Here is a 19,103-nt window from a genome sequence, read left to right as displayed (position 1 = left end):
GTCGCGCGCCGACTCGGCAGCGGGGCCGCCGCGGCCGCCGGACCTGCCCGGGACTGCCGCGGCCGCCGGGACTGCCGGACCTGCCGGGACTGCCCGGCTTACCGGGACTGCCCGGCTTACCAGGACTGCCGGCGTCGCCTGCGGCTGCCCGGGCCGGCTCCTCATGCGCGGCGCCTTATCGGCCGCGTGTAGGGCTCCGTACAGTGGGAGCGTGCCGAAGATCCGAGCGGCCACGGTGGCCGAGCATCGCCAGCTGCAGCGGGCAGCCCTCCTCGACGCTGCCCGCACCCTGCTCACAGAGGGCGGCAAGGAGGCCCTGACCTTCCCCGCGCTCGCCGCGCGCACCGGGCTGGCGCGCTCCTCGGTCTACGAGTACTTCCGCTCCCGGGCCGCCGTGGTCGAGGCGCTCTGCGAGGTGGACTTCCCGCTCTGGGCGGCCGAGATCGAGGCCGGGATGGAGAGCTGCGACACCGCCGCCGAGCGGATCGAGGCGTACGTCCGGGGCCAGCTGGCGCTGGCGGCCGACCCGCGTCACCGGGCGGTCGTGGCGATCTCGGCGCTGGAGCTCGACGAGGCCGCGCGCGAGCGGATCCGGGCGGCCCACGGACGGCTGGCCGGCCTGGTCGTCCGCGCGCTGGAGGATCTGGGCCACGAGCGGCCCCGGCTCGCTGCGGCGCTGCTGCAGGGGGTCGTGGAGTCGGCCGTCCGCCGAGCCGAGCAGGCGGCCACCGCGCGCACCGGTTGCCTGACCGAGAGCCCCGAGGAGATCGCGGACACCGCAGTCGCCCTCGCGCTGAACGGCCTCAGCCGGGCGTGACCGGCCGTTCGTCCTGCTGCGGCCCCGGGTGCAGCGGCAGCAGCCGTGCCGCGCCCGCACCGAACAGGGCCAGCGGGTCCAGGTAGCGGCCACCGCGCAGCAGCCCCCAGTGCAGGCACGCACGCGCGGCACAGTGTCGCCCGTCCGGGGCGAGCCGACCGATCACTTCTCCGGCGGCCACCGCGGTGCCGGTCGGGAGGAGGCCGGTGACCGGCAGGTAGGTGGTCCGAAGCGGGGGAGTGCCCGAGCCCGGGTGGGTGACCGTGACCACGGGACGGCCCGCCACCAGTCCGGAGAACGTGACCACCCCGCCCGCCGCCGCCCGTACCTCCGCCCCGTTCTCGGCGGCGAGGTCCACCCCGCGGTGTCCGGCGGCCCAGGGTTTCGCGGGCGGATCGAAGCGCCCCAGGAGCGCCCCGGGCCCGCCCAGCGGCCACGCCCGCGTCCCGCGCGGACCGGAGCCGCCAGCCGAGTCACCTCCGGAGCCACCGACCGAGCCGCCTCCGGAGCCCCCGACCGAGAGCCCCACCGCGGGTCCCGCACCCACCGCCCCCACCACCCGCCCCGCTCCTGCGACCCGTTCCGCTCCTGTCGCCCCCACCCTCCCCACCGCCCCCGCCGTCGGCGTCCCGAGCACGCCCATCACCCCCAGCACCACCCCCACGGCGACCAGCCGCCGAACCCCGACGCACCACCTACGAGCAGTCATGCGCGAACGCTCGCCGCCGGGCCGCCTCCGCGCCACCCGAATCCGGATTCCTGTGGACAAAGCGCTCCCGCAACCGACCGACGTCCCCCAAACGGGTGTACGAACGCCGCCATCCGGTGTACAAGCGGCATATCCGCGATGGGCCGCGGGCAGGCCGTCGACCGGCGGGCACACCCGTCCCCGCGCCGCCGACTCAGCAACTGCCACCACCGCTGCCACCACCGCTGCCACCACCGCTGCTGGCACCGCCGCCGCCACCGCTGCGACCCCCGCCGCCACCGCCACAGCACCGTCGTCACCGCCACCGCCGATACCGTCCGGCTCAGCCGCTCCCAGGCGCTTCCCAGGTGCTCGGCGGGCCTCCGGCTGCTCGTGAAGTCGCCCGCCGCTCGGCGCTTCCCGTACACTTCACACGCGACCCGGTCCGCCGGGTCGACTTCGCACGCCCCGCCACCGGCGGTCGGACGCGGTTCTTCCGCAGCCCCGCCAGGTGCGAGTGCCGCTCGGTCCGCCGAGCCCGATCGGTCTCCGGCCGAGCGGGTCGGAGCGGCTCGGCACGTTCGGGGCGTCAGGCGTGGCTGTCACCTGGCCGCCACGGACAAACCGAGACTGACCCGGCTGCGGGCGATCGCTGAGACCAGCTGCCGCCGCCGGGCCGTAACACCTGAGGAGCACGGCAATGGCCGTCGTCACGATGCGGGAGCTGCTGGAGAGCGGCGTCCACTTCGGTCACCAGACCCGCCGCTGGAACCCGAAGATGAAGCGCTTCATCATCACCGAGCGCAACGGCATCTACATCATCGACCTCCTGCAGTCGCTGAACTACATCGACCGCGCCTTCGAGTTCATCAAGGAGACCGTTGCCCACGGCGGCAGCGTCCTCTTCGTCGGCACGAAGAAGCAGGCCCAGGAGGCCATCGCCGAGCAGGCCACCCGCGTGGGCATGCCCTACGTGAACCAGCGCTGGCTCGGCGGCATGCTGACCAACTTCTCGACCGTCTACAAGCGCCTGCAGCGCCTGAAGGAGCTCGGCGAGCTGGACTTCTCGGACGTGGCCGGTTCCGGCCTCACCAAGAAGGAGCTCCTGGTCCTCCAGCGCGAGCACGACAAGCTGGAGAAGACCCTCGGCGGTATCCGCGACATGCAGCGCGTTCCCAGCGCCGTCTGGATCGTGGACACCAAGAAGGAGCACATCGCGGTCGGCGAGGCCCGGAAGCTCAACATCCCGGTCGTCGCCATCCTCGACACCAACTGTGACCCGGACGAGGTCGACTACAAGATCCCGGGCAACGACGACGCCATCCGCTCCGTCACCCTGCTGACCCGCGTGATCGCCGACGCCGTGGCCGAGGGCCTGAAGTCCCGCGCCGGTGTCGCCAAGGGCGACGCCAAGGCCGAGCCGGGCGCCGACCAGCCGCTGGCCGACTGGGAGAAGGACCTCATCGAGGGCGAGAAGAAGGCCGAGGAGGCCCCCGCCGCCGCCGAGGCTCCGGCCACCGAGGCCCCGGCCGCCGAGGCTCCGGCCGAGCAGGCCTGACGTACCAAGGGTGAGGGGCACCCGCCGGTACGACGCCGGCAGGTGCCCCTCTCTCCCGCGCCGGGGCCGAACCATCGGTCCCGGCGCCACTCCACGCAGACACGCGAGACGCGAGAAGAGATTCACACCATGGCGAACTTCACCGCCGCGGACGTCAAGAAGCTCCGTGAGCTCACCGGCGCCGGCATGATGGACTGCAAGAAGGCCCTGGACGAGGCCGAGGGCAACGTCGAGAAGGCCGTCGAGCTCCTTCGCATCAAGGGCCAGAAGGGCGTTGCCAAGCGCGAGGGCCGTGACGCCTCCAACGGCGCCGTCGCCGCGCTGATCGCCGAGGACAAGAAGTCCGGCGTCCTGGTCGAGCTCAACTGCGAGACCGACTTCGTCGCCAAGGGTGACAACTTCGTCAAGGTCGCCGACGCGATCGCCGCCCACGTCGCCAAGACGGCCCCGGCCGACCTGGACGCCGCCCTGGCCTCCGAGATCGAGGCCGGCAAGACCGTCCAGCAGTTCGTGGACGAGGCCAACGCGACCCTGGGCGAGAAGATCGTCTTCCGTCGCTTCGCCCAGTTCGACGGTGACGGCTTCGTCGCGGTCTACCTGCACAAGACCAGCCCCGACCTGCCGCCGGCCGTCGGCGTCCTGGTCGAGCTGGACAAGGAGAACGCCGAGGTCGCCAAGGACGTCGCGCAGCACATCGCCGCCTTCGCGCCGAAGTACCTGTCCCGCGAGGAGATCCCGGCCGAGGAGCTCGACAACGAGCGCCGCGTCGCCGAGGCCACCGCCCGCGAGGAGGGCAAGCCGGAGGCCGCCCTGCCGAAGATCGTCGAGGGTCGCGTCACCGGCTTCGTCAAGGAGAACTCCGTCCTGGAGCAGGCCTTCGCGAAGGACAACAAGAAGACCGTCGCCAAGGTCCTTGAGGAGAACGGCGTCGCCCTCAAGCGCTTCGCCCGCTTCCGCGTCGGCGCCTGAGCCACGTTCCACCGGGTTCCCGGCCCCCTTAGGCTGGGAACCGCCCCCGTCCGCTGACCAGGGCGGGACGCCGAACGGGCTCACCCAGCGCCATCCGCTTACGGGCGGGCTCGCGTCGGCACCATGAACGACGAGGAGGCCATTGCCGTGCAGGACACCGAACCGGTTCCCGCGGCAGTGGCCTCCTCGCGTGTACGCGCAGGCGGGGCATCCGCACACCCGCGCCTGTGACCAGTAGGTGCAAAAAGGAGAAGTCCATGCAGGAGACGCAGGAGACCGCGCAGGACCCCAAGGCCGGCACGAGCCGCCGGGTGCTGCTCAAGCTGTCCGGTGAGGCCTTCGCCGGTGGTGGCGGGCTCGGCGTCGACCCGGACGTCGTGCACGCGATCGCCCGGGAGATCGCCACGGTCGTCCGCGCCGGTACCGAGGTCGCGGTGGTCATCGGCGGCGGCAACTTCTTCCGGGGCGCCGAGCTGCAGGTCCGCGGCATGGACCGGGCCCGGTCCGACTACATGGGCATGCTCGGCACCGTCATGAACTGCCTGGCGCTGCAGGACTTCCTGGTCAAGGAGGGCATCGAGACCCGGGTCCAGACCGCCATCACCATGGGCCAGGTCGCCGAGCCGTACCTGCCGCTGCGCGCCGTCCGGCACCTGGAGAAGGGCCGCGTGGTGATCTTCGGCGCGGGTATGGGCATGCCCTACTTCTCCACCGACACCACGGCCGTCCAGCGCGCGCTGGAGATCCACGCCGACGTCCTGCTGATGGGCAAGAACGGCGTGGACGGCGTCTACGACTCCGACCCGCGGACCAACCCGGACGCGGTCAAGTTCGACGCGCTGGAGTACTCCGAGGTCATCGCGCGCGACCTCAAGGTCGCCGACCTCACCGCGATCACGCTGTGCAAGGACAACAACCTCCCGATGCTGGTCTTCGAACTGCTGGCGGAGGGCAATATCGCGCGCGCGGTGAAGAGTGAGAAGATCGGCACACTCATCAGCCAGGATTCTGTCCGGGCCTGAGCAGCAACCAGCCGTACGGGACGGTGCGGGAGCCGCGACCGGCCGCCGCTCCGACACCGGTCGGAACAACCGCAGATGAACCGGACAGGGAGACCACAGTGATCGAAGAGACCCTCCTCGAAGCCGAGGAGAAGATGGAGAAGGCCGTCGCCCACGCGAAGGACGACTTCGCGGCCATCCGCACCGGCCGTGCGCACCCGGCGATGTTCGCCAAGATCGTCGCCGAGTACTACGGCGCCAAGACGCCGATCAACCAGCTGGCCTCGTTCTCGGTGCCGGAGCCGCGGATGGCGGTCGTCTCGCCCTTCGACAAGACCGCGCTGAAGGCCATCGAGCAGGCGATCCGCGACTCCGACCTGGGTGTCAACCCGTCCAACGACGGTTCGATCATCCGCGTGGTGCTGCCGGAGCTCACCGAGGAGCGCCGCCGGGAGTTCATCAAGATCGCCCGCACCAAGGGCGAGGACGCCAAGGTCTCGATCCGTTCGGTGCGCCGCAAGGCCAAGGACGCCATCGACAAGCTGGTCAAGGACGGCGAGGTCGGCGAGGACGACGGCCGCCGTTCCGAGAAGGAGCTCGACGACACCACGGCCCGGTACGTGGCCCAGATCGACGAGCTGCTGAAGCACAAGGAATCCGAGCTGCTTGAGGTCTGATGAACGACGCCCCTGACGCCCCCGGCTACTGGGGCCCGTCCGACCAGCAGTTCCAGCCCTACCGCCCGGCGCCGCAGCCGCAGGCACCCCGTACCCCGGCCCACCCGGCGCCGGGGTACGGCGAGCAGCCCTCGGCGCCGGTCCGGGGACACCACCCCGACCACCCGGGCGGCCACGGCATGCCCCCGGGCGGGCCGGGTGCCGTCCCGGCGGACCAGGGCCTCCGTTCGGATCACTCGCAGCAGCCTCCGGTGTACTGGGGCGGTGACGCGGAGGAGACTCAGGTCATGCCTCCCGTACCGGCCGACCCCGGCCCGCTCCCGGGCGTGCCCGGCCTCGGCGGTCCGCTCGGCCACGGCCCGTCCGGCCACCGTCCGCCCGGTCGCGGTCCGGCCGGCCACGGTCCGTCCGGCCACGGCCCGTCCGGCCACGGTCCGGCTGCGGGTCGGCCCGGCGCCGGTGGTCCGGCCGACCCGGCCGAGGGCCCGGCCCGGGAGGCCGGCCGGCTGAGCGGCCCACTCTTCCGGGACGAGCAGCCCGGGACCCCGCCGTCCGGCGTGACGGAGACGGTCGTGCTGCGCGCGATATCCGACGACGCCGCCCCAGCCCCCGGCCACGGCACCCCGCCGTACCCGGGGGCTCCGGTGCATCCCGCGCCGCCGCCCAGCCACCCGGCGGCCGGGCAGCCCCACTTCGTGCCGTCGTCCCACCCAGGGCAGGAGACACCCGTGGCCGCCCAGCCCGACCCGCAGCCGCAGCCGCGCAAGCAGCGCGGAGGCCGTAACCTCCAGGCCGCCATAGGCGTCGGGGTCGGCCTCGGCGCGGTGATCGTCGCCTCGCTGTTCGTGGTGAAGGCGCTGTTCCTGGTCGTCGTGATGGCCGCCGTCGCGGTCGGCGTCTGGGAGCTGACCAGCCGGCTCGCCGAGCGCAAGGAGATCAAGGCGCCGCTGATCCCGCTGGTCGCGGGCGGCATCGCCATGGTCGCCACCGGCTACTGGTCCGGGATCCAGTGGGCCGCGGCCTCGCTCGCACTGACCGGGCTGGCGGTGATGGTCTGGCGGATGGCCGAGCCGCCCGAGAACTACCTGCGGGACATAACGGCAGGGGTGTTCACCGCCTTCTACGTGCCGTTCCTGGCCACCTTCGTGGCGATGATGCTGGCGGCCGACGACGGCCCCCAGCGGATCGTGCTCTTCCTGATTGTCACGATCTGCAGCGACACCGGCGCCTACGCCGTCGGCTACAAGTTCGGCCGGACCAAGCTGGCCCCGACGATCAGCCCCGGCAAGACCCGCGAGGGCCTGGCCGGCGGCATCGGCCTGTCGATGCTGGCCGGCGCGCTGCTGATGCAGCTGATCATCGACGGCGGCAGCTGGTGGCAGGGCCTGATCCTGGGCGGCTGCGCGGCGGTCACCGCGACCCTGGGAGACCTGGGCGAGTCGATGATCAAGCGCGACCTCGGGATCAAGGACATGGGCACGCTGCTGCCCGGCCACGGCGGCATCATGGACCGGCTGGACTCGCTCCTGCCGACCGCGCCGGTGGTCTGGCTGCTCCTGGCGGCCTTCGTCGGCACCTGATCCGCGCAGTGCCCGCGAGGGCCCCGGACGCCCGGCGTCCGGGGCCCTCGCGCGTCTGCGACACTGGAACAACCATGCCTAAGCCCGGAGAACTCACCTTTGTCGCGCCGCGCGGCGCCAAGCCCCCGCGACACCTCGCCGACCTGAGCCCCGCCGAGCGCAAGGAGGCCGTCGCCGAGCTGGGCGAGCAGCCGTTCCGCGCGAAGCAGCTGTCCAACCACTACTTCGGCCGGATGTCGAACGACCCGGCGGGCTGGACGGACATCCCCGCCGCCAGCCGGGAGAAGCTCACCGGGAGCCTGCTGCCCGAGCTGATGTCGGTGGTGCGGCACGTCTCGTGCGACGACGACGCGACCCGCAAGACGCTGTGGAAGCTGTTCGACGGCACGCTGGTGGAGTCCGTGCTGATGCGCTACCCGGACCGGGTCACCATGTGCATCAGCTCCCAGGCCGGCTGCGGCATGAACTGCCCGTTCTGCGCCACCGGCCAGGCCGGGCTGACCCGCAACCTCTCCACCGCCGAGATCGTCGAGCAGATCGCCGCCGGGATGCGCTCGCTGAAGACCGGCGAGATCCCGGGCGGCGAGGCGCGGCTGTCCAACGTCGTCTTCATGGGCATGGGCGAGCCGCTGGCCAACTACAACCGGGTGCTGGCCGCGATCCGCCGGCTGACCGACCCGGCGCCGGACGGCTTCGGCCTGTCCCAGCGCGGCATCACCGTCTCCACCGTCGGGCTCGTCCCGGCGATGCACCGCTTCGCCGACGAGGGCCTCAGCTGCCGCCTGGCACTGTCGCTGCACGCCCCGGACGACGAGCTGCGTGACGAGCTGGTGCCGGTGAACACCCGGTGGAAGGTCGCCGAGGTGCTGGACGCGGCCTGGAACTACGCGGAGAAGTCCGGCCGCCGGATCTCCATCGAGTACGCGTTGATCAAGGACATCAACGACCAGGCCTGGCGGGCCGACCTGCTCGGCCGGCTGATCAAGAACCACCGGGTACACGTCAACCTGATCCCGCTGAACCCGACCCCGGGCTCCAAGTGGACCGCCTCCCGGCCCGAGGACGAGCGCGAGTTCGTCCGGCGGCTGCAGTCGCACGGCGTGCCGACGACCGTCCGCGACACCCGCGGCCAGGAGATCGACGGCGCCTGCGGCCAGCTCGCCGCGGCCGGCTAGTCCGGCAGGACCGACCGCTCAAGGGCCCGCCCTCGAACCCCCGCCCGTACGGCGGCGGGTTCGAGGGCGGGCCTTTAGGGCCCGTCTTCAAGCCCCTGCCTGCGGGAGCTTGAAGACGGGCCCTACCGCAGTCCGGCGGCCGCCAGGGCGGCGGTCGCGCCGCCGGTCAGCAGCAGCGTGGTGCCGGCCGCCAGGGTGCGCAGCGCGACCGCGCCGAACAGCAGCCGGGGCGAGGTGCCGAGGCGCAGCAGCGCTTCGGTGACGTCGCGGCGGTCGGTGCGGACCTCGGCCAGCCGGGCGACCACCGCGGCGGCCGCGCAGCCGAGCACCAGGCAGGCCTCGACGGCGGGCAGTGCGTCGGCGCTGTCGGGGGTGCCGATCCAGTAGCGGACGGTGGTGAGCACCAGCGCGACGGTGAGGGCGAGGACGGCCAGCGGCGCGCCGAGGCGCGGGGCCTGGGCGGTGAGCCCGCGTCCGGCGAGCAGCCGCAGCGGGGTGGGCCGGCCGACGGCCAGCAGTCGTCCGGCCCAGGCCAGCAGCGGTCCGGTGAGCAGGGCGAGGCCGAGCGCGCTCGCCGCCCAGCCGCCGAGGGCGGCGGTGCTGGTGCTGCCGAGTCCGGCGGGCAGGCGGACCGGGCGGCCGTCGGCGGCGGCGCCGGGGCGCAGGGCGATGAGTTCGAGCGCGGCGCCGATCACGACCAGCCCGATCGGCAGGGCGATCCGCCAGGCGCCGAACCCGGTGCGGCGGCGGGTGCGTCCGCCGGGCAGGTTCTCGGTGACGGGCACCGCGCAGGCGGCGGCGATGCCGGCGGTGAGCGGGACCAGGGCGAGCAGGGTGACCGGCGCGGCGGCCGGCAGCGGCACGCCCATGCCGAGGTCGGGGGCGAGCGAGGGCCCGGCGATGTCGTTGCGCAGCACCAGGAAGACCAGCAGGGTGAGCACGCTGCCGAGGGTGCAGGCGAGGGCGACCTCGCCGGCGATCAGGGTCCGGATCCGGCGGGAGCCGGCCCCGGCGGCGGTGAGGCCGGCGATCCGCTCGGGGCGCCGGGCGGGCACGGCGCGGGCGGCGACGGCCGCGAACCAGGCGACGGCGGCCAGCGGGGGCAGGCACCAGAGCAGCCGGACCAGCGGGTCGGCGCCGCCGAGCGGGGCGCTCATCGCCCGGCCGAGGGAGCGCAGCAGGAAGGCGGCGACCACGGCGGCGGCCAGCGCGGTGAGCAGCCAGCGGCCCAGGTCGGGCACCCGGTAGCCCCGGGCCAGACGGAGATAGAACACGTCGACTCTTTCAGCGGCTCGGCGTCGTCAGTGGCGGGTTGCCGTGACGGCGGTCGCTCCGGAGGCACCGGACGCGGCGGCGCCGCGCGGGACGGGGGTGGCGGGGGCGGTGAGCCGTCCGTCGACGAGGGCGACGGAGCGGTCCGCGAACCGGACGAGCTCGGGGTCGTGGGTGGCGAGGACGAGGGTGAGCTGGTGTGAGCGGGACGCGCTGGTCAGTATCCGCATGACCTGGTCGGCGGCCTCGCGGTGCAGCGGGGCGGTGGGGTCGTCGGCGAAGACCACGGGCGGCAGCGGGGCCAGGGCACGGGCGACGGCGACCCGCTGGCGCTGGCTCTGGACCAGCCGCTCGGGGCGATGCCCGGCGAAGTCGCCGACGTCGAGGCGCTCCAGCCACTCGTCGGCGGCGGTGTAGGCGGCCTTGTTGCCGGCCCCGGCGAGCAGCAGTGGCAGGGCGACGTTCTCCCGGGCGGTCAGCTCGGGGACCAGGTGCGGTTCGGAGCCGACGAAGCCGAAGCGGTCGCGGCGCAGCCGTTCGCGGCCGGACCGGGCGAGGGTGTGCACGGGGGCGCTGTTGAACCAGACCTCGCCCTCGTCGACCGGGAGTTGGGCGGAGAGGCAGCCCAGCAGGGTGCTCTTCCCGGAGCCGCGCGGGCCGGTGACGGCGAGCACCTCGCCCTCGCGGACGCCGATCGAGATACCGCGCAGGGCGGGGGTGCCGTGATGGGACTTGACGATCCCTCGGGCCCACAGCACGTCGTTGTCAGGCGGTGCCGCTGACATCAGGTTCCATCCTGGGTGGCCGCAGGGATATGACAGTCGTCAGATTAGAACGACAGGGGCGGGCCGCGGTTGCGGCGCACTGGTCCATCACGGGCAAATCACCCGCATTCAGGCATGTTTGGTCGTGCGACTGTGATGTTCCGGTTGCGGAACGCCGAAGATTGCGGAACGCGGAGGGTGCGGCACGCCCGGCAGCGTGGCACGCCCATGAGCGCGAAGCCCATGAGCACGGAACGCCCACGAGCGCGGAACCCCATGAGCACGGAACGCCGAAGGGCGGCCCCGCGGGGAGCGGGACCGCCCTTCGGCGGAGGGTGGGGAAGAGGGCTCAGGGGATCAGAGCTTCGCCCACGCGTCGGTGAGGCTGGTCCGCAGGATCTGCTCGATCTCGTCGAAGGTCGACTGGTCGGAGATCAGCGGCGGGGCCAGCTGGACGACCGGGTCGCCACGGTCGTCGGCGCGGCAGTACAGGCCGTTGTCGAAGAGGGCCTTCGAGAGGAAGCCGTAGAGCACGCGCTCGGTCTCCTCGTCGTTGAAGGTCTCCTTGGTGACCTTGTCCTTCACGAGCTCGATGCCGTAGAAGTAGCCGTTGCCGCGGACGTCGCCGACGATCGGCAGGTCGCGCAGCTTGCTCAGGGTGCCCAGGAAGCGCGACTCGTTGTCGAGCACGTGCTGGTTGAGGCCCTCGCGCTCGAAGATGTCGAGGTTGGCGAGCGCCACGGCCGAGGAGACCGGGTGGCCGGCGAAGGTGTAGCCGTGCAGGAAGGTGTTGTCACCCTTGTAGAACGGCTCGGCGATGCGGTCCGAGATGATCGTGGCGCCGATCGGGGAGTAGCCCGAGGTCATGCCCTTGGCGCAGGTGATCATGTCCGGCACGTAGCCGAACTTGTCGGCGCCGAACATGGTGCCGAGGCGGCCGAAGGCGCAGATGACCTCGTCCGAGACCAGCAGCACGTCGTGGCGGTCGCAGATCTCGCGCAGGCGCTGGAAGTAGCCGGGCGGCGGCGGGAAGCAGCCACCGGCGTTCTGCACCGGCTCGACGAAGACGGCGGCGACGGTCTCGGGGCCCTCGAAGAGGATGGCCTCCTCGACCTGGTCGGCGCACCAGCGGCCGTACGCCTCGGGGTCGACGGTGCCGTCGGGGCCCTCCAGGTACTGCGGGGCGCGGTAGATGTTGGTGTTCGGGGCCTTGTGGGTGCCCGGCACCAGCGGCTCGAACGGGGCCTTCAGGCCCGGCAGGCCGGTGATCGACAGCGCGCCCTGCGGGGTGCCGTGGTAGGCGATGGCGCGGGAGATGACCTTGTACTTGGTCGGCTTGCCGATCAGCTTGAAGTACTGCTTGGCGAGCTTCCAGGCGGTCTCGACGGCCTCGCCGCCGCCGGTGGAGAAGAAGACCTTGTTCAGGTCGCCCGGGGCGTAGTTGGCCAGGCGCTCGGCCAGCTCGACGGCCTTGGGGTGCGCGTAGCTCCAGATCGGGAAGAACGCGAGTTCCTTGGCCTGCTTGGCGGCGACCTCGGCGAGCTCGGTGCGGCCGTGACCGGCCTGCACGACGAACAGGCCGGCCAGGCCGTCGATGTACTTCCTGCCCTTGTCGTCCCAGATGTAGGTGCCCTCGCCCTTGACGATCGTCGGCACGGGGGAGTTCTCGTACGACGACATGCGGGTGAAGTGCATCCACAGGTGGTCGTAGGCGGTCTTGGAAAGGTCCTTCTGCGCCGGGTCGGCTGTCATCGGGTGCCCCAGGTGTAGGTCTGTTTCCGGAGCTTCAGGTAAACGAAGCTCTCGGTGCTCCGCACGCCGGGAAGCGCGCGGATGCGCTTGTTGATCATTTCGAGCAGGTGCTCGTCGTCCTCGCAGACCAGTTCGGCCAGGAGGTCGAACGAGCCTGCGGTGCAGACCACGTAGTCGACCTCGTCGAGGGCGGCCAGCGCGTCGGCGACGGGCTCGATGTCACCCTCGACCCGGATCCCGACCATCGCCTGGCGGGTGAAGCCGACGGTGAGCGGGTCCGTGACGGCGACGATCTGCATCACGCCCTGGTCGAGCAGCTTCTGGACGCGCTGCCGTACGGCCGCCTCGGACAGGCCGACGGCCTTGCCGATGGCGGCGTACGGGCGGCGCCCGTCCTCCTGGAGCTGCTCGATGATCGCCTTGGAGGCGGCGTCGAGGGGAACGCTGGCGTTCCGGTCGCGGTTGGCCACGCGGCCACTGTGCCCGATCGGGCCCGCGTTCGCAAGCGTGGAAACTGCTGATTTCGTCGTGATCTTGGAAAACGCATACGGATTTCATCGCGTCTGCGCACTCCACCTGTCGATAACGGCAGTCGTGCGGCTACCCTGGCACGGTACGCGCGCGGCCCTGCGAGGTGCCGCGCGTACCGCCACCAGTGGACCGCGCCCTTTCGGGCCCGGCCACTCGGCACCCTTCGTACGTCGGATCCGCCGACGTACCATGGCGCCGGAATCTGCAACGCCGCAGGCCCAGACCGAGGAGAGATCCGTGAGCGACCTTCGCACGCTGCGCAACTACATCAACGGTGAGTTCGTCGACGCGGCTGACGGCCGCACGCTCGACATCGTGGACCCGACCACCGGCGAGGTGTACGCGACGTCGCCGCTGTCCGGTGCCGCGGACGTGGACGCCGCCATGGCCTCCGCCGCCGCCGCGTTCCCGATCTGGCGCGATGCCACCCCGAGCACCCGGCAGAAGCTGCTGCTCAAGATCGCCGACGCCGTCGAGGCCCGGGCCGACGAGATCGTCGACGCCGAGGTGCGCAACACCGGCAAGCCCCGCGCGCTGACCCTCTCCGAGGAGATCGGCCCGATGGTGGACCAGATCCGCTTCTTCGCCGGTGCCGCCCGCCTGCTGGAGGGCAAGGCCGCCGGTGAGTACATGGACGGGATGACCTCGATCGTCCGCCGCGAGCCGGTCGGCGTCTGCGCCCAGGTCGCGCCGTGGAACTACCCGATGATGATGGCCGTCTGGAAGTTCGCCCCGGCCCTCGCCGCGGGCAACGCCGTCGTCCTGAAGCCCTCGGACACCACCCCGGCCTCCACCGTGCTGCTGGCCGAGATCATCGGCGGCATCCTCAAGGAGCTGGACCTGCCGGCCGGCGTCTTCAACGTCATCTGCGGCGACCGCGAGACCGGCAAGCTCATGGTCGAGCACAAGACCCCGGCGATGGCCTCCATCACCGGCTCCGTCCGGGCCGGCATCCAGGTCGCCGAGTCGGCCTCCAAGGACGTCAAGCGCGTCCACCTGGAGCTGGGCGGCAAGGCCCCGGTCGTGGTCTTCGAGGACGCCGACATCGCCGAGGCCGTCGAGGGCATCTCCGTGGCGGGCTACTTCAACGCCGGCCAGGACTGCACCGCCGCCACCCGCGTGCTGGTGCACGAGTCGATCCACGACGCCTTCGTCGAGGCGCTGGCCAAGGCCGCGGCCGAGACCAAGACCGGTGGCGTGGACGACGAGGACGTGCTGTACGGCCCGCTGAACAACGCCAACCAGCTGCAGCAGGTCACCGGCTTCATCGAGCGGCTGCCCGCCCACGCCAAGGTCGAGGCCGGTGGCCACCGGGTCGGCGACAAGGGCTACTTCTACGCCCCGACCGTCGTCTCCGGCCTGAACCAGGACGACGAGATCGTCCAGAACGAGGTCTTCGGCCCGGTCATCACCGTGCAGAAGTTCACCGACGAGGACCAGGCCGTCGAGTACGCCAACGGCGTCGAGTACGCGCTGGCCTCCTCGGTGTGGACCAAGGACCACGCCCGCGCCATGCGGATGTCGCGCCGCCTGGACTTCGGCTGCGTCTGGATCAACACCCACATCCCGCTGGTCGCCGAGATGCCGCACGGCGGTTTCAAGAAGTCCGGCTACGGCAAGGACCTGTCGTCCTACGGCTTCGAGGACTACACCCGCGTGAAGCACGTCATGACCGCGATCTAGCGGGTCGTGACCGACGAGCGCAGTATGACCGCGATCTGATGTAGCGATCATCGGTCGAAATGACAACGGGCCCGGGGCTTTCCGCCCCGGGCCCTGTGTCTTTGCACCCTGTCGACCGATCGCGCGACCGGCTGACAAGATGGAACTGCACTTCGCCGGTGGTCGGCCCTAGCCTTACCGGCATGAGCATCCCCACCGCTGACTCAGCCGCCGGCCAGGCCGTCAAGGCCGCCGACCGCGCGCACGTCTTCCACTCGTGGTCCGCCCAGGCGCTGATCGACCCCCTCGCGGTGGCCGGCGCCGAGGGCTCGTACTTCTGGGACTACGACGGCAACCGCTACCTCGACTTCTCCTCCCAGCTGGTGAACACCAACATCGGCCACCAGCACCCGAAGGTGGTCGCCGCGATCCAGGAGCAGGCGGCGAAGCTCTGCACCATCGCGCCCGGCTTCGCGGTCGAGTCGCGCAGCGAGGCCGCCCGGCTGATCGCCGAGCGCACCCCGGGCGACCTGGACAAGGTCTTCTTCACCAACGGCGGCGCCGAGGCCAACGAGAACGCGATCCGGCTGGCCCGGCTGCACACCGGCCGGCAGAAGGTGCTCTCCACCTACCGCTCGTACCACGGCGCCACCGCCAACGCGATCGCCCTCACCGGCGATCCGCGGCGCTGGGCCAACGAGACCGGCGTCTCCGGCGTGGTGCACTTCTGGGGCCCGTACGCCTACCGCTCCAACTTCCACGCCGAGAACGAGGCGCAGGAGTGCGAGCGCGCGCTGCGGCACCTGGAGGAGGTGATCGCGTTCGAGGGTCCGGGCACCGTCGCGGCGGTCATCCTGGAGACCGTGGTCGGCACCGCGGGCGTCCTCGTCCCGCCGCCGGGGTACCTGGCCGGGGTGCGGGAGATCTGCGACCGCCACGGCATCGTGTTCATCCTCGACGAGGTGATGGCGGGCTTCGGCCGCACCGGCGAGTGGTTCGCCGCCGACCACTGGGGCGTCACCCCGGACCTGCTCACCTTCGCCAAGGGCGTCAACTCCGGCTACGTGCCGCTCGGCGGCGTGGCGATCAGCGCCGAGATCGCGGCCACCTTCGCCGAGCGGGCGTTCCCCGGCGGGCTCACCTACTCCGGCCACCCGCTGGCCTGCGCCTCCGCGGTGGCGACCATCAACACGATGGCGGAGGAGGGCATCGTCGAGAACGCCAGGCACATCGGCGAGAACGTGCTCGGCCCCGGTCTGCGCGAGCTGGCCGAGCGGCACCCGTCGATCGGCGAGGTCCGCGGCCTCGGCGTGTTCTGGGCGCTCGACCTCGTGAAGGACCGGGAGACCCGCGAGCCGCTGGTGCCCTACAACGCCGCGGGCGCCGCGAACGCGCCGATGGCCGAGCTGGCCGCCGCCTGCAAGCAGCGCGGGCTCTGGCCGTTCGTCAACATGAACCGCTTCCACGTCGTCCCGCCGTGCACCGTCACCGAGGAGGAGGCCAAGACCGGCCTCGCGGTGCTGGACGAGGTGCTGTCGCTCACCGACGCGCACACTGTCTGACGTTCCTACCAGGACGGCCCCGGCACCCGTGTGCGTGCCGGGGCCGTCCCACGCTCCGGAAGGCCGCTCATGCCCAGCACCACCCTGACCCGCCGCTCGTCCGACTCCCGTCCAGTGCGCCGACGTTCCGTGCTCGGCGGGGTCGCGCTGCTCGGTGCCGGCACGCTGACCGGCTGCGGGATCCCGTCCGCGTACGTCGCCGAGGACCGCCGCTCCGCGCCGGACCGGTCGGAGAGCGACCGGCGGCTCGCCTTCTCCAACTGGACGCAGTACATCGACACCGACGACCAGGGCGGGCGGCCGACCCTGGAGGCCTTCACCGAGAGGACCGGGATCGAGGTCACCTACACCGAGGACATCAACGACAACGACGAGTTCTTCGGCAAGATCAGCCCGGTGCTCACCCAGGGCGCCGACCCCGGCCGGGACCTCATGGTGGTCAGCGACTGGATGGCCGGGCGGTACGTCTCGCTGGGCTGGGTGCAGGCCATGGACCGGGCGAACCTGCCCAACGTCACCGCCAACCTCGATCCGCAGCTCGCGAACCCGGCCTTCGACCCCGGGCGCCGGCGCAGCGTGCCCTGGCAGTCCGGGATCACCGGCATCGCCTACAACCGCAAGGCGCTCGGCCGGGAGATCAAGTCCACCGCGGACCTGTGGGCGCCCGACCTCAAGGGCCGGGTCACGCTGTTCGCCGGGCTGGACGAGGCGCTCGGGCTGCTGATGCTCTCCCAGGGCGCGGACATCTCGGCGTTCGACGACGACGACGCGAACAAGGCGATGGACCTGGTGCAGAGGATGGTCGACAGCAGCCACATCCGCCGCTTCACCGGCAACGACTACACCAGCGACCTCGCCTCCGGAGCGGCGCTCGCCTGCCAGGCCTACTCCGGCGACGCGGTCCAACTCACCGCCGAGAACCCGGACATCGAGTTCGTGGTGCCGGAGGAGGGCGGCGAGCTGTGGGCGGAGAGCCTGATGATCCCCAACCGCGCCACCCACAAGCGCAACGCCGAACTGCTGGTCGACCACTACTACCGGCCCGAGGTGGCCGCCGAGCTCGCCGCGTTCGTCCAGTACATCTGTCCGGTTCCGGCCGCCCGCGAGGTGCTGGCGGCCAGCGGCGACAAGGAGAAGGCCGAACTCGCCGAGAACCCGCTGGTCTTCCCGACCGAGGAGATGCGCGCCCGGCTGCGCACCATGCGCGACGTCACCTCGGCCGAGCGGCCCGCGCTGCACAAGGTCTGGGGGCGCATCACCGGGGTGTGAGGCCGCACCACCGGGGGCGAGGGGCGGGGCGCTAGCGCCGCACGGCGTCCAGGGCGAGCAGCGCGACGTGCAGGGAGAGGCAGGACTCGACCTGGTCGAGGTCGACGCCGAGGATCCGCTCGACCTTGTGCAGCCGGTCGTAGAAGGACGGCCGGGACAGGTGCGCGGCGTCCGCCGCGGCCGACTTGTTCCGGCCCTGCTCCAGGTAGATCCGCAGCATCTGGACCAACTGGCCGTTGTGTTCGGCGTCGTGGGCCAGCAGCGGCCCCAGCTCCCGCTCCACGTAGGTCTGCAGCCGGGCGTCGTCGCGCAGCAGGTGGAGCAGGCCGCGCAGCCGGACGTCCGGGAGCCGGTAGTAGGAGGAGGTGCGGCCGCCGCCGGGCACGTCGTGCAGGGCGGCGTCGGCGACCTGGGTGGCTTCCAGCAGGGTGCGCCGGGCGTCGCGGACCGAGCCGACGGAGGAGCCGACCGCGACCACCGGGCCCGCCGGGTCGGTGCCCTCGCGGCCGGCCTCGGCCGACATCCGGCGCAGCGCGGCCGAGAAGGAGTCCAGCGCGGCGTGCTCGTCCTGCTGGGCGCCGAGCGAGATCAGCAGGCCGACGGCCTCGTCGTCCAGTGCGCCGACCAGCGCGGAGAGCCGGCAGGACCGGACCGCGCCCGCGGCCAGCTCGGTGAAGTCGCGCAGCCGGGCCTGCGCCTCCAGCGCGGCCGGGATCGGCCCGCGGCGCTGCCGCAGCACCACGCCGACCAGCCTCCGGCCCTCCAGCGGGACGCCGAGCGCCTGGGCGCGCAGCGCCGCCTCGGAGACGGTCAGCGCGTGGGTGAGGATGCCGGAGAGCAGGGTGCGGTGGGTCTGCCGCTCCAGGCTCTCCCGGTCGCGGACCACCAGCCGGTTGAGCGCCAGTGCGGAGGCGCCGCGCTCCAGCAGCATGGTGTGCGGGTGGGCCTCGCCCTCGGGCAGCGGGCCGGGTTCCTGCACCAGCACCAGCCGGCCCCAGTCCTGGCCGCGGGCGCCGACGGTGGTGACCAGCCAGCCGCTGCGCGGGTCGTGGCCGGTGCGGCCGGGCGGACGGACCCCGCGCGAGCGGCGCTCCCAGTCCTCCAGCACCTCGGCCTCCGGGCGTCCGGCGGCGTCGTGGGCGAGCACCTGGTGGGCGAGGTTCTCCAGGACGACCGGCCCGCCCGCCATCCGGGCGACCTGCCGGATCACCTCGGGCGGCTCGGCGCCCTCCACCACCAGCTCGTTGAACACCTGGTGGACGGACTCGGAGATGCGCAGCTGCTCCAGCTGGGCGTTGACCACCAGGGCGTGCACGGCCTCGGTGACGGCGACGAAGCGCAGCTCGCGGCGGAGCGTGATCAGCGGCAGTCCGCGCTGCTCGGCGGCGTTCACCAGGGCGCGGGGGAGCGCGTCGAAGTAGCGCCGCCCGTACTCGACGACCAGGCCGGCCACCCCGACCTCGTCCAGCTCGCGGACGTAGCGGGCCAGGCCCTCGCGGTCCTCGGGCAGCGCGATGCCGGTGGTCAGCACCAGCTCGCCGCCCCGGAGCATCCCGGCGACGTCGGGCAGTTCGCTCACGTGGACCCAGCGGACCGGCCGCTCCAGGTGGTCGGCGCCGGCCACGACCTGGGGCAGGCCGCGCCGCATCACCTCCAGGTCGAGTACGCGGGCGACGGTGGGGAGCATCGCGGGCCTCCATGTGCAGGGCGGGGGCTGGGGCTGGAGTGGGCGGGCGTCGGCGGGGGCGGTCAGAGTGTCAGGTGAATCATCCATCCCCACGACGACCTGTCGCCCTGCCCGGACCCTTGCACCCTGTAAGGCCCTT

16 protein-coding genes are annotated in these 19,103 nt (G+C 72.2%); 10 read left to right on the top strand and 6 right to left on the bottom strand.

The features are described from left to right. Nucleotides 1-235 precede the first annotated feature (235 nt). A complete protein-coding gene (locus tag ABT048_RS29440) occupies nt 236-817 on the top strand; it encodes a TetR/AcrR family transcriptional regulator (protein WP_350524629.1) in 582 nt (193 codons plus the stop codon). On the opposite strand, the gene ABT048_RS29435 is transcribed toward ABT048_RS29440, so the two are convergent. Continuing rightward, a complete protein-coding gene (locus ABT048_RS29435) occupies nt 804-1,175 on the bottom strand; it encodes a M23 family metallopeptidase (RefSeq protein ID WP_350524577.1) in 372 nt (123 codons plus the stop codon). The genes ABT048_RS29440 and ABT048_RS29435 overlap by 14 nt on opposite strands. 1,030 nt (nt 1,176-2,205) lie before the next feature. On the opposite strand from ABT048_RS29435, the gene rpsB reads away from it, so the two are divergent. From rpsB to rlmN, 6 genes are all read left to right on the top strand, one after another. Continuing rightward, nucleotides 2,206-3,063, top strand: a complete 858-nt coding sequence (rpsB, locus tag ABT048_RS29430; protein WP_350524576.1) for a 30S ribosomal protein S2 — start codon at nt 2,206-2,208, stop codon at nt 3,061-3,063. A 129-nt stretch (nt 3,064-3,192) separates the two neighbouring features. Continuing rightward, a complete protein-coding gene (gene tsf / locus ABT048_RS29425; protein ID WP_350524575.1) occupies nt 3,193-4,032 on the top strand; it encodes a translation elongation factor Ts in 840 nt (279 codons plus the stop codon). A 257-nt stretch (nt 4,033-4,289) separates the two neighbouring features. Further along, nucleotides 4,290-5,054: a UMP kinase gene (gene pyrH / locus ABT048_RS29420; RefSeq protein WP_350524574.1), complete on the top strand. Its 765-nt coding sequence runs from the start codon at nt 4,290-4,292 to the stop codon at nt 5,052-5,054. A 98-nt stretch (nt 5,055-5,152) separates the two neighbouring features. After that, nucleotides 5,153-5,710 carry a ribosome recycling factor gene (gene frr / locus ABT048_RS29415; RefSeq protein WP_350524573.1) on the top strand — a complete coding sequence of 186 codons (558 nt, stop codon included), beginning with the start codon at nt 5,153-5,155 and terminating at the stop codon, nt 5,708-5,710. 287 nt (nt 5,711-5,997) lie between these two features. Further along, nucleotides 5,998-7,290, top strand: a complete 1,293-nt coding sequence (locus ABT048_RS29410; protein WP_502894092.1) for a phosphatidate cytidylyltransferase — start codon at nt 5,998-6,000, stop codon at nt 7,288-7,290. A 74-nt stretch (nt 7,291-7,364) separates the two neighbouring features. Then, on the top strand, nt 7,365-8,465 hold the full coding sequence (rlmN, locus tag ABT048_RS29405; RefSeq protein WP_350524572.1) for a dual-specificity RNA methyltransferase RlmN: 1,101 nt from the start codon (nt 7,365-7,367) through the stop codon (nt 8,463-8,465). A gap of 122 nt (nt 8,466-8,587) precedes the next feature. Here the strand turns inward: rlmN and ABT048_RS29400 are convergent, their stop codons facing one another. The 4 genes from ABT048_RS29400 to ABT048_RS29385 all read right to left on the bottom strand — a co-directional run bounded on the left by ABT048_RS29400 (nt 8,588) and on the right by ABT048_RS29385 (nt 12,723). Further along, entirely contained in the window at nt 8,588-9,739 is a 1,152-nt protein-coding gene (locus ABT048_RS29400; protein ID WP_350524571.1) for a hypothetical protein, read from the bottom strand. 27 nt (nt 9,740-9,766) lie between these two features. After that, on the bottom strand, nt 9,767-10,522 hold the full coding sequence (locus ABT048_RS29395) for an ABC transporter ATP-binding protein (protein ID WP_350524570.1): 756 nt from the start codon (nt 10,520-10,522) through the stop codon (nt 9,767-9,769). Nucleotides 10,523-10,858: 336 nt separating this feature from the next. Continuing rightward, nucleotides 10,859-12,253: an aspartate aminotransferase family protein gene (locus ABT048_RS29390; RefSeq protein WP_350524569.1), complete on the bottom strand. Its 1,395-nt coding sequence runs from the start codon at nt 12,251-12,253 to the stop codon at nt 10,859-10,861. Continuing rightward, nucleotides 12,250-12,723: an Lrp/AsnC family transcriptional regulator gene (locus tag ABT048_RS29385; RefSeq protein WP_030306695.1), complete on the bottom strand. Its 474-nt coding sequence runs from the start codon at nt 12,721-12,723 to the stop codon at nt 12,250-12,252. Before ABT048_RS29385 ends, ABT048_RS29390 begins: the two co-directional genes overlap by 4 nt. Before the next feature lie 250 nt (nt 12,724-12,973). Here ABT048_RS29385 and ABT048_RS29380 point away from each other — a divergent pair, with 250 nt between their 5' ends. The 3 genes from ABT048_RS29380 to ABT048_RS29370 all read left to right on the top strand — a co-directional run bounded on the left by ABT048_RS29380 (nt 12,974) and on the right by ABT048_RS29370 (nt 17,277). Continuing rightward, a complete protein-coding gene (locus ABT048_RS29380; protein ID WP_350524568.1) occupies nt 12,974-14,467 on the top strand; it encodes a gamma-aminobutyraldehyde dehydrogenase in 1,494 nt (497 codons plus the stop codon). Nucleotides 14,468-14,649: 182 nt separating this feature from the next. Beyond that, on the top strand, nt 14,650-16,008 hold the full coding sequence (locus ABT048_RS29375; RefSeq protein ID WP_350524567.1) for an aspartate aminotransferase family protein: 1,359 nt from the start codon (nt 14,650-14,652) through the stop codon (nt 16,006-16,008). A gap of 69 nt (nt 16,009-16,077) precedes the next feature. Further along, entirely contained in the window at nt 16,078-17,277 is a 1,200-nt protein-coding gene (locus tag ABT048_RS29370) for a polyamine ABC transporter substrate-binding protein (RefSeq protein ID WP_350524566.1), read from the top strand. Nucleotides 17,278-17,308: 31 nt separating this feature from the next. Here ABT048_RS29370 and ABT048_RS29365 read toward each other — a convergent pair whose 3' ends face one another. Beyond that, nucleotides 17,309-18,964, bottom strand: coding sequence for a PucR family transcriptional regulator (locus ABT048_RS29365; RefSeq protein ID WP_350524565.1), 1,656 nt, complete (start codon nt 18,962-18,964; stop codon nt 17,309-17,311). Between the last annotated feature and the right edge of the window lie 139 nt (nt 18,965-19,103).

Source organism: Kitasatospora sp. NPDC096140, from assembly GCF_040303045.1.
Taxonomy (GTDB): Bacteria; Actinomycetota; Actinomycetes; order Streptomycetales; family Streptomycetaceae; genus Kitasatospora.
Note: the sequence above shows the minus strand (reverse complement) of the source record. Positions and strands in the feature narration are given on the sequence as shown.

Coding starts and splice junctions, on each gene's coding strand:
- pyrH (WP_350524574.1), top strand. CDS start 4,290: ATGCAGGAGACGCAGGAGACCGCGCAGGACCCCAAGGCCGGCACGAGC.
- ABT048_RS29375 (WP_350524567.1), top strand. CDS start 14,650: ATGAGCATCCCCACCGCTGACTCAGCCGCCGGCCAGGCCGTCAAGGCC.
- rlmN (WP_350524572.1), top strand. CDS start 7,365: ATGCCTAAGCCCGGAGAACTCACCTTTGTCGCGCCGCGCGGCGCCAAG.
- ABT048_RS29370 (WP_350524566.1), top strand. CDS start 16,078: ATGCCCAGCACCACCCTGACCCGCCGCTCGTCCGACTCCCGTCCAGTG.
- ABT048_RS29365 (WP_350524565.1), bottom strand. CDS start 18,964: ATGCTCCCCACCGTCGCCCGCGTACTCGACCTGGAGGTGATGCGGCGC.
- ABT048_RS29410 (WP_502894092.1), top strand. CDS start 5,998: ATGCCTCCCGTACCGGCCGACCCCGGCCCGCTCCCGGGCGTGCCCGGC.
- ABT048_RS29390 (WP_350524569.1), bottom strand. CDS start 12,253: ATGACAGCCGACCCGGCGCAGAAGGACCTTTCCAAGACCGCCTACGAC.
- ABT048_RS29380 (WP_350524568.1), top strand. CDS start 12,974: ATGGCGCCGGAATCTGCAACGCCGCAGGCCCAGACCGAGGAGAGATCC.
- ABT048_RS29395 (WP_350524570.1), bottom strand. CDS start 10,522: ATGTCAGCGGCACCGCCTGACAACGACGTGCTGTGGGCCCGAGGGATC.
- rpsB (WP_350524576.1), top strand. CDS start 2,206: ATGGCCGTCGTCACGATGCGGGAGCTGCTGGAGAGCGGCGTCCACTTC.
- tsf (WP_350524575.1), top strand. CDS start 3,193: ATGGCGAACTTCACCGCCGCGGACGTCAAGAAGCTCCGTGAGCTCACC.